General features: G+C 61.0%; 14 protein-coding genes. 7 read left to right on the top strand and 7 right to left on the bottom strand.

Going from position 1 to position 13,749, the window contains the following annotated elements; all coding sequences use genetic code 11:
* The first annotated feature begins 26 nt into the window (after positions 1-26).
* Together LQ231_RS07820 and LQ231_RS07815 are read left to right on the top strand one after the other, a co-directional pair.
* Positions 27-386, top strand: a complete 360-nt coding sequence (locus LQ231_RS07820) for a type II toxin-antitoxin system RelE/ParE family toxin (protein WP_230170924.1) — start codon at positions 27-29, stop codon at positions 384-386.
* A complete protein-coding gene (locus LQ231_RS07815; protein WP_230170923.1) occupies positions 379-669 on the top strand; it encodes a helix-turn-helix transcriptional regulator in 291 nt (96 codons plus the stop codon). Before LQ231_RS07820 ends, LQ231_RS07815 begins: the two co-directional genes overlap by 8 nt.
* A gap of 8 nt (positions 670-677) precedes the next feature.
* Here LQ231_RS07815 and LQ231_RS07810 read toward each other — a convergent pair whose 3' ends face one another.
* Positions 678-1,685, bottom strand: coding sequence for an asparaginase (locus tag LQ231_RS07810; protein ID WP_230170922.1), 1,008 nt, complete (start codon positions 1,683-1,685; stop codon positions 678-680).
* Between the two features lie 72 nt (positions 1,686-1,757).
* Here LQ231_RS07810 and LQ231_RS07805 point away from each other — a divergent pair, with 72 nt between their 5' ends.
* A complete protein-coding gene (locus tag LQ231_RS07805) occupies positions 1,758-2,492 on the top strand; it encodes a DUF3750 domain-containing protein (protein WP_230170921.1) in 735 nt (244 codons plus the stop codon).
* 403 nt (positions 2,493-2,895) lie between these two features.
* Here LQ231_RS07805 and LQ231_RS07800 read toward each other — a convergent pair whose 3' ends face one another.
* On the bottom strand, positions 2,896-3,897 hold the full coding sequence (locus LQ231_RS07800) for an NAD(P)H-quinone oxidoreductase (protein ID WP_230170920.1): 1,002 nt from the start codon (positions 3,895-3,897) through the stop codon (positions 2,896-2,898).
* 408 nt (positions 3,898-4,305) lie between these two features.
* On the opposite strand from LQ231_RS07800, the gene LQ231_RS07795 reads away from it, so the two are divergent.
* Positions 4,306-6,018 (top strand): flagellin, encoded by a 1,713-nt coding sequence (locus LQ231_RS07795; protein WP_230170919.1) that lies wholly within the window; start codon positions 4,306-4,308, stop codon positions 6,016-6,018.
* A gap of 41 nt (positions 6,019-6,059) precedes the next feature.
* Here LQ231_RS07795 and LQ231_RS07790 read toward each other — a convergent pair whose 3' ends face one another.
* Positions 6,060-7,862, bottom strand: a complete 1,803-nt coding sequence (locus LQ231_RS07790) for a GGDEF domain-containing protein (protein WP_113140615.1) — start codon at positions 7,860-7,862, stop codon at positions 6,060-6,062.
* A 389-nt stretch (positions 7,863-8,251) separates the two neighbouring features.
* Between LQ231_RS07790 and betI the strand changes: the two genes are divergently transcribed.
* Together betI and betB are read left to right on the top strand one after the other, a co-directional pair.
* Positions 8,252-8,899, top strand: coding sequence for a transcriptional regulator BetI (betI, locus tag LQ231_RS07785; protein ID WP_230170918.1), 648 nt, complete (start codon positions 8,252-8,254; stop codon positions 8,897-8,899).
* 132 nt (positions 8,900-9,031) lie between these two features.
* Positions 9,032-10,510, top strand: a complete 1,479-nt coding sequence (betB, locus tag LQ231_RS07780; RefSeq protein ID WP_230170917.1) for a betaine-aldehyde dehydrogenase — start codon at positions 9,032-9,034, stop codon at positions 10,508-10,510.
* A 271-nt stretch (positions 10,511-10,781) separates the two neighbouring features.
* Here betB and LQ231_RS07775 read toward each other — a convergent pair whose 3' ends face one another.
* Entirely contained in the window at positions 10,782-11,132 is a 351-nt protein-coding gene (locus LQ231_RS07775) for a helix-turn-helix transcriptional regulator (RefSeq protein ID WP_230170916.1), read from the bottom strand.
* Between the two features lie 6 nt (positions 11,133-11,138).
* Complete coding sequence (locus LQ231_RS07770) at positions 11,139-11,384, bottom strand: cytotoxic translational repressor of toxin-antitoxin stability system (protein WP_230170915.1); 246 nt, start codon at positions 11,382-11,384, stop codon at positions 11,139-11,141.
* A 94-nt stretch (positions 11,385-11,478) separates the two neighbouring features.
* Here LQ231_RS07770 and betA point away from each other — a divergent pair, with 94 nt between their 5' ends.
* Positions 11,479-13,134 carry a choline dehydrogenase gene (gene betA, locus LQ231_RS07765; RefSeq protein WP_230170914.1) on the top strand — a complete coding sequence of 552 codons (1,656 nt, stop codon included), beginning with the start codon at positions 11,479-11,481 and terminating at the stop codon, positions 13,132-13,134.
* A 10-nt stretch (positions 13,135-13,144) separates the two neighbouring features.
* Here betA and LQ231_RS07760 read toward each other — a convergent pair whose 3' ends face one another.
* Positions 13,145-13,444 (bottom strand): type II toxin-antitoxin system RelE/ParE family toxin, encoded by a 300-nt coding sequence (locus tag LQ231_RS07760; protein WP_113140611.1) that lies wholly within the window; start codon positions 13,442-13,444, stop codon positions 13,145-13,147.
* Positions 13,441-13,725 (bottom strand): prevent-host-death protein, encoded by a 285-nt coding sequence (locus LQ231_RS07755; RefSeq protein WP_113140610.1) that lies wholly within the window; start codon positions 13,723-13,725, stop codon positions 13,441-13,443. Before LQ231_RS07755 ends, LQ231_RS07760 begins: the two co-directional genes overlap by 4 nt.
* Positions 13,726-13,749 lie beyond the last annotated feature (24 nt).

Raw genomic sequence — 13,749 nt, 5'->3', positions numbered from 1 at the left:
CAAGGTATATCTTTTGAGGTAGCCCGGTGGCTCCAGCCAAAATACTACAGGCAGTTTTCTATGTCTCTGCGTCAGGGCGGAGACCTGTCCGAGAGTGGCTTTTGGACCTTTCGCCACAGGATCGGAAGTCAATCGGCGAGGACATTGCGACGCTTGAATTCTGCTGGCCGATCGGAATGCCGAAATGCCGATCGATTGTCGGCGTGAAGGATCTTTACGAGGTCAGGTCTGTGATCGCCTCAGGACAGATCTCGCGAGTGTTTTTTGTTATCCTCGATGGGCAGATGGTTCTCCTGCATGGCTTCGTCAAAAAAACGCAGAAGACACCGGAGAAAGAACTGAAACTTGCAATCAGCCGAATGAAGGAAGTGCAGCGTCATGCGTGATCACGACAATCCCCATATCGGCGAGAGCTTCGAGAGCTTCTTGCGCGACGAAGGCATTTACGAACAGGTTGCGGCGACTGCGATCAAGCGGACGCTTGCCATGCAAATCGAGCAGGAAATGGCTGCGCAGAACATATCCAAGTCCGAAATGGCACGACGGATGAAGACCAGCGCCACGCAACTCGGAAGACTTCTGGATCCAAACAATGACCGGATCCAGCTTGATACATTGGTGAAGGCAGCCTCAGCGGTGGGCAAAAATCTTGCGGTCAGCCTTGTTTGAATGTCCACTCAGCCAAACAGTGCATCGGTGACGCGCACCGTGCCGACCTCGATGCCGTTCCAGTTTTTCACCGTGTGACTGGCCATGGCGCTCAGCGCTTGCTGCTCGGCGCTGTCCTTGTCGAAATGGCGGGCGAGAAGGGCGGCGATCATGGTTTCGGCGGCGCGGGTGGTGCCGTCCTCGCATTTGACCGCAAACGACAGGCCCTTTTCCGGCAGGACGGCGCAGAACACGCCTTCGGCACCGGTCTTGGCAAAGATCCGGCCGGGGGCCGCCTGCATCAGGCGGGTGCAGAAGCGCCTCGTGCCCGCGACATAGAAGGGCTCGGCCATGCAGGCCTCGATCAGGCGCCGTGCCGCCCGCGCGCGGATCGGCTCCAGCCCCCGGCCGGTGGCCATCTTGGCAAATCCAAAAGCAAGGCCTGTCAGCGGAACGGCGTAGGCCGGGATCGAGCAACCGTCGGTGCCGCAATTGTCGGGTCCAAGCGCAGCGCCGGTCAGGCTTTCCATGATGCCACGGATCTGCTGCTGCAAAGGATGGTCATACCCGGAATAGCCTGTCGGATCCTCGCCGGAATGGCAGCAGGCGCAGATAAAGCCCGAATGTTTGCCCGAGCAATTGTTGTGCAGGGCGGTCGGTTTGTCGAGGCTGCGGGCCTGGTTGATGATCGTTGCCTGATCGAAGGACCAATGCGCGCCACACTCCAGTGCGGACAGGTCACGGCCGGCGGCCTTCAGCATGGCGGAAGCGGTCGCGACATGCTCCGGTTCGCCGGAATGCGACGAACAGGCGAGCGCCAGTTCACGGTTGCCGAAGCCATAGGCGTCGGCGGCACCGGTCTCGATCAGGGGCAATGCCTGCATCGCCTTGCAGGCCGAGCGGGGAAATACCGCGGCATCGACATCGCCGGCGGAAAAGACAATTCTGCCATCGCCATCGACCACCACGGCCATGCCGCGATGGCGGCTCTCGACGAGTTGACCGCGCGTGACTTCGACCGTGATCGGATTGTTCATGCCTTGCCTCAAAATTCCCGGATTGTTTCCGGCTCTTAGCGCAATCCACCGCTTTATGCACGAGGTCCAGATTTGAAAATTATCATCCGCCTGCTGACCGTCCTACTGCTGGTCTTCATCCTGCCGACCCTTGTGTCAGCTGGGCTATGGGCAACGGCGGACAGGCCGGGGCGATGGAACGAGGCAAACTGGGGATCGGCCGGCATCCTGCCCAGGGCGGAGGACAGCCCGCCAGCGGCAATCTATGTGTTTTCCGCAATGACCGGTGGATTGAAGGGGGCTGTTGCCAGCCATGCGTGGATTGTGACCAAGGAAAAGGGCGGCGCCTATCAGCGCTATGACAAGGTTGGCTGGGGAACGCCGATCCGCCGCAACCACCGGGCGCCGGACGGTTTCTGGTATTCCAATCCGCCGCGGCTGGTGGTCGAGATCAAGGGAGCAGAGGCAGAGCGGCTGATCCCCCAGGTTGAAGCAGCGATTACCGCCTATGTGCATGGCGAGCCGGGCGGCTATCGGATCTATCCGGGGCCGAATTCCAATACTTTCGTCGCGCATGTGTTGCGCAGCGTGCCGGACCTCGGTGCCGTGCTGCCGCCGGATGCGGTGGGACGCGACTATCTGCCGGATGGCGGATTCTATGCGCTGGATGATGACGGCCGCGATCTGCATCTCAGCCTCGGCGGATTGGCTGGCATGTCGGTCGGTGCGCGCAGCGGTCTCGAGGTGAACTTCCTCGGCCTGGTGGCGGGTCTCGATTTCAACCGCCCTGCCCTCAAGGTTCCGGGTTTCGGCTTGATCGGCTGGTAAGCTGCGCTGGACAACCGACCGGAACAAAACCACCGCCCGGAATCAAAAAGAGCCGCACAAGGCGGCTCTCCATGAGTTTTGGTCCCTAAGCTGGACCCGGACGCTGCCAGGCAGCGGCCGAAGGAAGGTGGTGTCAGGCCGAGGGCTGCCCCGTCAAAACCATCACCTTGCCAAAGCCCCAAACGCAGACCGAAATCTCATTAGACATTGGATCACCTTCCTTTCGTTACGTTGTCGATGACTAAAAGGTAGGTGCGTTGCAGCGTTTCTGCAAGGCACGTTATATGACAGGCGTGGAAAATACTTTATTGGACATTTGCCCCCAGAATCACGATCATTCGCGCGCTGGAGATCGTCAGCTGGTCAACAGACCGGGCAATCCCCTTCCCGTCTCCCGTCAAAATCATCCCAGTGTCAGCACGATCTTGCCGATATGGCTTGAGCTTTCCATCAGGCGATGGGCCTCGGCCACCTCTTCGATCGGCAGCACGCGATGAATGACCGGGGCCACCTCCCCCGCTTCGATCAACGGCCAGACCTGAAGCTGCAAATCGTCGCGGATGGCGCGTTTCTCTTCCGCGGAGCGCGGCCTCATGGTCGAGCCGGTGACCGTCAGGCGCTTGACCATGATCGGCTGCAGGTTGACCTTGTCGGCCACGGCACCGCCGAGAAAGGCAATGATCGACAGGCAGCCATCCTTGGCGAGAACCTGGAGGTTACGGTCGAAGTAGGACGCGCCGATCATGTCGAGCACGACATCGACGCCCTTGCCGGCGGTCTCTTCCCTGACCAGCTCGACGAAATCCTCGACTTTGTAGTTGATCGCGCGCGACGCGCCGAGATCCATGCAGGCGGCGCATTTTTCCGCCGAGCCGGCCGTCGTATAGACTGTCGCGCCAAAGGCCCGAGCCAGCTGGATGGCGGTGGTGCCGATGCCGGACGAGCCGCCATGGATCAGCACGGTTTCGCCTTCCGTCAAGCCGGCCATCTGGAAGAGGTTGGCCCAGACGGTGAAGAAGGTTTCCGGCAGCGCCGCCGCCTTGACCGCATCGTAACCGCGGGGCCAGAACAGGGCCTGGGTCGCGGGAACCGCGCAATAATCGGCGTAGCCGCCGCCATTGGCGAGCGCACAGACCTTGTCGCCAAGGGCAAAGCCGGACACGCCCTCGCCAAGTTCCACGACCTCGCCGGCCACTTCGAGGCCGAGGATCGGGCTTGCGTCCTTGGGGGCCGGATAGCTTCCCTGGCGCTGGGCGACATCCGGCCTGTTGACCCCGGCTGCCTCGACGCGGATGAGGATTTCGCCGGGACGTGGTCTCGGCACAGACCCGGTTGCCAGCCGCATGACCTCGGCTGGACCATGGGTGGGCAGATCGACATAGCGCATGGTGTCGGGAAGTGACATCGGCAGGCTCCCTGGGTTTGATTGCTGACCGGCATAGAGCAGCGCAATTGCGATGAAAAGGAGGCTCTTTGCCACGCGCGACAAATGGCGTGGGCAAAGCGGACGAAACCCTGTCGTTCGCAGCACCGGGTGTCGACCGTCAAAAATTCTGCGTGCAACCCCGAGTATCGGACCGATCGCTACGTTCACATCACCTGCGGCGCGCATCTCTTTGGTTAGAATACGTGAATACTAAGATATATCTTCACGAAATCAACGAGATGAAGGACAGAAAAGTTCCGTGAACACCACGTTCGTCCCGTTTCTTAGCATCCGTCATTAACCGATTGCTAACCATAAAACGATTGTATTGTGCGATAAGACTTCGCCCATGACGGGCTACAAAAAATCAAAACACTTGAGATCTTCATGGCCAGTATTCTGACGAATCTGGGCGCCATCACTGCGCTCCAGACCTTGCGCTCTATTGCCTCCAATCTGCAAATGACACAGGGACAGACCGCGTCGGGTCTGCGTGTCGTGGATGCGAGCGACAATGCGGCATACTGGTCGATTGCCACGACCATGCGCTCCGACAAGATGGCCATTTCGGCCGTCAGCGATGCGCTGGGTCTTGGGGCGGCAACGGTCGATACCGCCTCCACGGGCACGGAAGCGGTCGTGGAGTTGCTTGGCGAATACAAGGCCAAGCTCGTCGCGGCGAAAGAACAGGGCGTCGATCGGGCCAAGATCCAGGAGGAACTCGACCAGTTCAACGCGCAGGCAGAAAGCGTCGTCGCCTCGTCCGGTTTCAGCGGCCAGAACTGGCTGAAGACGAATGCGGCGACGCATCTCAGCGAAACCGCTCAGCTCAACACCTCGCTGGTCTCGTCCTTCGTCCGCGACGCCAACAACAATGTGCAGGTGAAGACGATCAATGTCGATCTGAAGCAGACCAGCATGCTGAACCTTGGCGGCGGCGGTATCCTGCAGAAGCAGTTGCACAGCGTCGGCGACATCGGCGGCTTCCGCGACACCGGCGTCAACTCCGTAGCGCATGAAGGGCATGAAAGTTATGCGTTCACCGGCAGCAGCACATTTACCGCAACCGACTACATCAATTTCACCCTCACCGTCGATGCCGGCACGCATTCGGCAGGCAATTCCTATGCGCTGACGATCGACAAGGCAGAGGTCGATGCGGCGCTCGGCACGACCGATGGCAGGATCAACACAGCCATGCAACTGCGTACCGTGCTGGAGCGGGTGTTCCAGGATAACGGGGTGCCGGCCACTGCGTATGAGAGCATGTTTACCAGCGTGTCATCGACAACCGAATTCGAGATCGGCTCGCTGGAGACATCCGGACATGCCGGGTCGAGCATCTCGATCTCGGCGGTCACATCGGATTTCGGCGGCGCCTATCCGGCGAATTTCGCCATGGGCCTTGAGAATGCCCCGAGCGCCAAGCACGACAACATGTATCCGATGGCTTCGATTGGCTTCACCACGCCGTTCACGGTGTCGGCCCTGGCGGAGGTCTATTTCGACGTCGAGGTCGGCCCGGGCGGACGCCAGACCTATACGATCGATCGCGGCGTGGTCGACGCAGCCCTCGGCACCAGCGACGGCTATATCGGCAGCGCCAACGACCTCGCCGCGGTGATCGCCCAGGCGGCAGGCGGCAGCGCCCTTTCGGTGACCGCCAGCGGCAACAGCATTACGTTTGCCGCCGACCAGACCGTCTATCCCGAGGCCGGCAATCGTGCCGCCCGTGTCTATGTCGGCAATGTGCGCTCCAACCCGCCCTATGCGCCGGACTTCGACCTTGCCGAGGTGGACATCGTCCAGAACCTGCGCACCCTCGACCAATATCTCAAGGGTGTCGACCATATGGAGAAGCTCGCCATCAGCAGTGCAAGCAAACTCGGCTCATTTCAGACGCGGATCGACATGCAGGCTGACTTTGCCGAGAAGCTTTCCGACAGTATCGAGACGGGGATCGGTCGTCTCGTCGATGCCGACCTTAATGAGGTCTCGACGCGGCTGAAAGCCTTGCAAACGCAGGAGCAGCTCGCCATTCAGGCGCTGCAGATCGCCAATACCAGTGCCGACACCATGCTGCAGCTGTTCCGGTCGTAAGCAACGACGGCTGCTGAAACATCGCGTTCGGTGGATCACGCTCAGGCGCCGCCGAACGTGCCCAGGACCAGACCGGCATCACTGTCCTTGGCAGCCTTCTTCAGATCGGCGATTTCGGCACTGATGCGGTTGACGTCATCGATGACGCGGCCCTTTGGCAGTTCGAGCACACCGATCGAGCAGCGCATCAGGGCGAAATCGCGTTCCTGGCCATGCCGGTCCAAGCCCTTGATCAGGCCGGCGTGACGGTCCTTTTCGGAATAGAGCTCGACGACATCGTCATGGAAATCCGACAGCAGCCGGTCGAGGATTTCTGTCAGTTCCTCGCGGCTCCAGTCGCTGACGCCGATGAAAAAATCATCGCCGCCGACATGGCCGAGGAAATCACCGTCGGAGAAGAAATAGCGGCGGAGGAGCGCTGCAAACAGGCTGATCGCATGGTCGCCGAGATGAAAGCCGTAATGGTCGTTGAACGGCTTGAAATTGTCAAAATCGCAGTAGCAGAAGAAGCGTGTCTCATCGCTGTCCAGCGCAATATCGCGCATGTAGTCGCGGATGGCGCGATTGCCCGGCAGGCTGGTCAGCGGGTTCTGGTCCTGGGCGGTCTTCAGGCGCTTCTCGTTCATCACGCGGATCAGCGATGCGGCCGAGACGACACCGGCATACCGCATGTTCTCGGTGAGGATGACGCAGTCGGAGCCTTCCATATTGGCAAAGATGGTCATCAGCCGCTCGGCATCGGCATCCAGGCCGACGATCGGGGCGCGATCGACAAAATGCGAGATCGAGCGTTCATAGACCTTGTTCTTCAACAGGTCGCGGCCGAAGGGCTGGTAGATATATTCCTTCAGGTGGATCTCGTTGATGATGCCCCGCGGCTCGCCATTGGCGTTGAGCACCGGAAAGAAGGTCTGGCCGGGATTGCGGCGGAAGAGATCGAAGACATGGTCGATGTTCTCGTGCTCGTAGACGGTCGGCATCAGTTCGATCTGTTTGCGGATCAGCACTTCGTCCAGCGACTGGGTGCTGCGACGAACCTTGCCGATCTCCTGCAGATGCGGAAAGGCGCTTTTCAGCTCGGTGATCATCGTGGTCGGCCGGGCAATGAACCAGCCCTGGACGAGATCGACGCCGAATTCGCGGCAGGCGATGAATTCAGCCTCCGTCTCGATGCCCTCGGCAATGACGCGCACGCCGAGGACATGGCAGAAATTGACGATGTTCTTGACGAGGTGGCGCTTGCGCGGATTGCTGTCGAGGCCCGAGATGAAATGGCGGTCGATCTTGACGTAGTCGACAGGGTAATCACAGAGCAGCTTCATCTCGCCATGGCCGACGCCGAAATCGTCGATGGCGAGCTTGAAGCCGGAGCGACGGAGACGCGCGACCAGGCCGGCAAATTCCGGCACCTCGGTATTGTCGAAACGTTCCGACAGTTCAAAGCAGACGGAGGACGGCGGGATATTGGCCTTGCGTAGCTGGTCGAGCAGCGTGTCGACCAAGGCGTCGCCATCGCGGATCAGGCGGACATCGAGATTGAGGAACAAGGTGGCAGCGGCGCAATCCGGCAGGGTGGCGAACTTGGCGAGCGCCCGGCTCGAGACCATCTGTTCCAGCGCCAGCAATTCGCCGCTGGCTGAAGCCTGGTCGAGGAGGTCAAGCGGCGAATTGAAACCGATGCGGTCGTGACCGCGCATCAGGCTTTCGTAGCCGAAGACGGCGCCCGTCCCGACTTCGACAATCGGCTGAAGTGCGTTCTCGACCACCAGCTTGGCCAGGGTGAGCAACTGGTCATTGGCGAAGCGACGCAATACGCCGCCATCCTCAACAACGCCCAAAGCCATGACTATCTCCAGTATGCATTTGTTTTTATAGGACGAAACTTGGCCTGCAATTCGTCAAGAAAACCTTTCCGGGATGTGACAGCCGTATGAACATTTGATGACGGCCCTACCTGCGCGCGAAGCGTCTCGGCATTCGGGCACGCGCGTCACAACCTGTCTTGCATCGTGACCGTCCGGCGCAGAAGCGCTTTTGTCGTGTCTGCGGCTTCGGCCGCATTACCCTGCGGCGAACCACCGGTTGCGCCATGACCAGTGCCGGTGTCTGGATTTACCGTAAACGATCCGTTGACAGCGTGGCGAAGTCTGTTGCGATCAACGATGTTGACGGCAAGATTTTCATTGATTGATCAGTCAATCAAAAATATATTACCCCTCGAAAGGATTGCTCGATGCCGAAAATCGGAATGGAACCCGTGCGCCGCAAGGCGCTTGTCGATGCCGCGCTGAAAGCGATCGGCCACCATGGCTCGCTGTCGGTGACGATGTCCGAGATTGCCCGCGAGGCTGGCGTTTCGCCTGCCTTGGCGCATCACTATTTCGGCTCCAAGGAGCAATTGCTGATCGAGACCATCCGCTCACTGCTCCGGCAATTGAAGACGGATGTCGTGGCAGCGCTTGCAACGGCGCAGACGCCGCGCGCGCGCGTCTCCGCGGTGATCCGGGTGAATTTCCAGGCCGGACAGTTTGCCCCGGATGTCGTCGCGGCCTGGCTTGCCTTCTATTCCGAGGCGCAGCGTTCGGAAGAAACGCGGCGATTGCTGGCGCTCTATGCGCGGCGACTGCATTCCAACCTGATGTCGGGCCTTACGCCGCTTTGCGCGCGCGATGACGCAAGCCGCATCGCCGACGGCGCGGCGGCGATGATCGACGGGCTCTATATCCGCCAGAGTCTGCGCTCGGTCCCGCTGGGGATCGAGGCCTCGGTGGCGCTGGTCGAGGATTATGTCACGGGGCAGCTGCACGCAGTGACCCCCGAACAGATTGCCCCTCACCCTGCCCTCTCCCCGCAGGCGGAGAGAGGGAAAGCCGAACGCTAGCCTCGCGCCTCCTTCTCCCCGTTCCAACGGGGAGAAGGTGCCCGGCAGGGTCAGGCGCAACACGTTGCGCCGGGGATGAGGGGCATAGACCCGATGACAAGACTGACACGAACACCCGTCCGGAGAGACATTATGAAAGCCCAACCGAAAGCTTCCCATTTCATCGACGGAGAATATGTCGAAGATACCGCCGGTACCGTCATCGAAAGTATCTATCCGGCGACCGGCGAGGTGATCGCCAAGCTGCATGCGGCGACTCCCGCGATCGTCGAGATGGCGATCGCCTCCGCCAAGCGCGCCCAGAAGGAATGGGGCGCGATGAGCCCTACGGCCCGCGGCCGGATCCTGAAGAAGGCGGCCGAGATCATGCGGGAGCGCAACCGCGAGCTTTCGGAACTCGAGACGCTCGATACCGGCAAGCCGATCCAGGAAACCATCGTCGCCGATGCCACGTCGGGCGCCGACAGCTTCGAATTCTTCGGCGGCATCATTGCTACTGCGCTGAACGGCAGCCAGATCCCGCTGGGGGGTGACTGGGCTTATACCAAGCGCGTGCCGCTCGGTGTGGTCGTCGGCATCGGAGCCTGGAACTATCCGCAGCAAATCGCCTGCTGGAAGGGCGCGCCGGCGCTCGCCGCCGGCAATGCCATGGTGTTCAAGCCCTCGGAAATGACGCCGCTGGGCGCATTGAAGATCGCCGAGATCCTGATCGAGGCGGGTGTGCCGAAGGGCGTCTACAATGTCATCCAGGGCGACCGCGACACCGGTCCGCTTTTGGTCAACCACGCTGATGTCGCCAAGGTGTCGCTGACCGGCTCGGTGCCGACCGGCCGCAAGGTGGCCGCCGCAGCCGCCGGCTCGCTCAAGCACGTCACCATGGAACTCGGCGGCAAGTCGCCGCTGATCGTGTTCGACGATGCCGATATGGAAAGCGCCATTTCCGGCGCCATGCTCGGCAATTTCTATTCCACCGGCCAGGTCTGCTCGAACGGCACGCGCGTCTTCGTGCACAAGGCGATGAAGGACAAATTCCTCGCCCGGCTGAAAGAGCGCACCGAGGCGATCATCATTGGCGACCCGCAGGACGAGGCGACGCAGATGGGGCCGATGGTCTCCTGGGCGCAGCGCGAAAAGGTGCTCGGCTATATCGAAAAGGGCAAGGCCGAGGGCGCCACTCTTCTGACCGGCGGCGGCATTCCCAACAATGTCTCGCCGAGCAAGGGCGCCGGCGAAGGCTATTACATCCAGCCGACGGTGTTTGCCGATGTCACCGACGACATGACCATCGCCCGCGAGGAAATCTTCGGGCCTGTCATGTGCGTGCTCGACTTCGACGACGAGGCCGAGGTGATCGCCCGCGCCAATGCCACCGAATTCGGCCTTTCGGCCGGCGTGTTCACGGCAGATTTTTCCCGCGCACACCGGGTGGTCGACCAGCTCGAGGCAGGTACGCTGTGGATCAACACCTACAATCTCTGCCCGGTCGAAATCCCGTTCGGCGGCTCGAAGCAGTCGGGCTTCGGCCGCGAGAATTCGGCAGCCGCGCTGGAGCATTACAGCGAGCTGAAGACGGTTTATGTCGGCATGGGCAAGTGCGAGGCGCCGTATTGAGATGAACGCGGCTGTCGCGCAAGCTCGCCCCCCTCTGCCCTGCCGGGCATCTCCCCCACACGGGGGGAGATCACGCGCGGCACACGCTTTTGCCTCCAATACCGCTCGACAATTCAGCACAGCGCCCCTGCGGGCAAGGCCGGCGCGCCTTGCCGATCTCCCCCCATGTGGGGGAGATGGCCGGCAGGCCAGAGGGGGGCTGGCCAGAGGGGGGCTGGCCAGAGGGGGGCTGGCGCGGCACTCCATTCAGGCGGCCAGCCTGCGTTTCGGCTCACACGACAATATCGTCGAGATCGACCTTCAGGGCGGCCGCAATGCGCTTCAGCACGTCGACGGAACCGGTCTTCTTGCCACTCTCGATTTCGGACAGGTAAGGCTGGGAAATGCCGGCAGCGGCTGCGAGGTCGGAGACGGTCATCTTGCGGTAGGTGCGGAAAACACGAACAGGGTTTTCACCATTGGCGCGAGCTTCGACGATGTCCAGTGGCCACACCTCCTGGCCGCCCGCAATTTCAGCCAGCACAGCACTGGCTTCGAGACCATCGACAAGGTCCTCGTAGTCTTCTTCGCTCAGCAGGACATAGGCCTTGCCCTCGATTTCGATCCTCTGGATCCGTCCCATAGCTTCCTATTCCTTGTAGATGCTGCCACGCGGTCCGGCCGCCACGATCAAAATAATCCGGCCCTGATCATCGATGATGACCCGGTCGTCGCCAACTCTGATACGCCAGAGTTCCATGCCCTTCATCTTCTTGATGTCAACCCTCTCGCCGCGAGCATAGGCTTTCACCTTTGCGATGATCGCGAGACGGCGCTTCAGTTGCATGCTCTGCAGCACCTTGTCGGCGCGCTGGGAAACCACGACTTCCTTCATCCCGCCACCGTCGCCCTCAGCGATACCGATGCACCAGATTATAGCGCAGCGCGATGATCCTGTCACCCTTTCCACTAATCCGTTGGACCTCTCCATGACCCATCAAGCAGACTTCATCATCATCGGCTCGGGCTCGGCCGGTTCGGCCATGGCCTATCGCCTCTCCGAAGACGGCAAGCATAGCGTCATGGTGCTCGAATATGGCGGTTCGGATATCGGGCCGTTCATCCAGATGCCGGCGGCACTCGCCTGGCCGATGAGCATGAAGCGCTACAACTGGGGTTATCTGTCGGAACCGGAGCCGAACCTCAACAATCGCCGGATCACCGCGCCGCGGGGAAAAGTGATCGGCGGGTCGTCGTCGATCAACGGCATGGTCTATGTGCGCGGTTCGGCGGACGATTTCGACAGGTGGCAGGAACTCGGGGCCACCGGCTGGTCATACGCGGATGTGCTGCCCTATTTCAAGCGCATGGAAAACTCGCATGGCGGCCAGGAGGGCTGGCGCGGCACGGATGGGCCGCTGCATGTCCAGCGTGGACCGGCGAAGAACCCCCTGGTGCGCGCCTTCGTCGAGGCCGGCCGCGAGGCGGGTTTCGAGACCACCCAAGACTATAACGGCGAAAAGCAGGAGGGCTTCGGCCTGATGGAGCAGACGATCTGGCGCTCGCGCCGCTGGTCTGCCGCCAATGCCTATCTGAAGCCCGCGATGAAGCGGCCGAATGTCGAGCTGGTGCGCTGCTTTGCCCGGAAGATCGTCATCGAAAACGGCCGGGCCGTGGGCGTCGAGATCGAGCGCAACGGCAGAATAGAGGTGGTGAAGGCCAATCGCGAGGTGATCGTCTCGGCGTCGTCGTTCAACTCGCCGAAGCTTCTGATGCTGTCGGGCATCGGGCCAGCGGCGCATCTGAAGGACAAGGGCATCGAGGTCAAGGTCGACCGGCCGGGCGTCGGCGCCAATCTGATGGACCATATGGAATTCTATTTCCAGCAGGTCTCGACCAAGCCTGTGTCGCTCTATTCCTGGCTGCCCTGGTTCTGGCAGGGGGTCGCCGGCGCGCAGTGGCTGTTTTCCGGCACGGGGCTGGGCGGCTCGAACCAGTTCGAGAGTTGCGCCTTCGTGCGCTCGGCGCCGGGCGTCAAGCAGCCGGATATCCAGTTTCACTTCCTGCCGGTGGCGATTTCCTATGACGGCAAGGCGGCGGCGAAAAGCCACGGCTTCCAGGTGCATGTCGGCTACAACCATTCGAAGTCGCGCGGTGCGGTGACGCTCGCCTCGGCCGACCCGATGGCCGACCCGCTGATCAACTTCAACTATATGAGCCATGAGGAAGACTGGGTGAAATTCCGCCACTGCGTGCGCCTCACCCGCGAGATCTTCGGCCAGAAGGCTTTCGACGCGTTTCGCGGACCGGAAATCCAGCCGGGCGAAGGCGTGCAGAGCGACGATCAGATCGACGCTTTCCTGCGTGAACACCTGGAAAGCGCCTATCACCCGAGCGGCACCTGCAAGATGGGCTCAAAGGACGACCCGATGGCCGTCGTCGATCCGGAATGCCGGGTGATCGGCGTCGAGGGCCTGCGCGTCGCCGATAGCTCGATCTTCCCGCGCCTGACCTATGGCAATCTCAACGGCCCGTCGATCATGACCGGCGAAAAGGCTGCCGACCATATTCTCGGCAAGCAGCCCCTGCCCCGCAGCAACCAGGAACCGTGGATCAATCCGCGGTGGGAGACGAGTGACCGGTGAGGCCGAAAGGTCAACGGTAGTCATCCTCGCGCTGGTGGCGGATCGCAAGAATGACGACGGTGTTTCCCGTTTGAAGATGGTACAGAGCCAGATAGCCGGAGCGTCCAAATGGAATGACCAACTGGCGCAGATTTTCATCTGAACCGGACGATTTCCGGCCCGCAAGCGGAAAATCTGCCAGCGTATTTACGGTCTTGATAATTGACGCCAGAGCATGCTCTGCGGCAACCAGATCTTTATCCAGCAGAAACCGATAGAGTCGCGTCAAGTCCGCACGCGCATTCGGGGTGTAGTGGATCCGCCACCTCACTTCGCCAGCTCGGCCTTCTTGGCGTCAAGCATGGCACGCAACTCGGCATGCACCTCCTCAGCGGTATAATATACGCCGGTCTCTTCCATCTCTTTCAGCGACGCCAGCCCTCTTGCGATGAAAGCGGCCTGGGCCTTGCGATATTCGACCTCGGCGCGGGCGGATCGGTCGATTAGGTCAGAGACGGTTTCTCCCTCGCGCAGCACGCTTTTGGCAGCGGCCTGGAATTCCTCGTCCTGCAACACGCTCGGCTTGGCTTGGGGTTTGGCATTCGAGGTCATCGGCGATGGTCCGGTTGGAACTGC

It is taken from the genome of Rhizobium sp. CECT 9324 (genome assembly GCF_918741265.1).
Lineage (GTDB): Bacteria > Pseudomonadota > Alphaproteobacteria > Rhizobiales > Rhizobiaceae > Allorhizobium.
The sequence above is the reverse complement of the archived record's forward strand: the minus strand, read 5'-3'. Positions and strand labels throughout refer to the sequence as shown.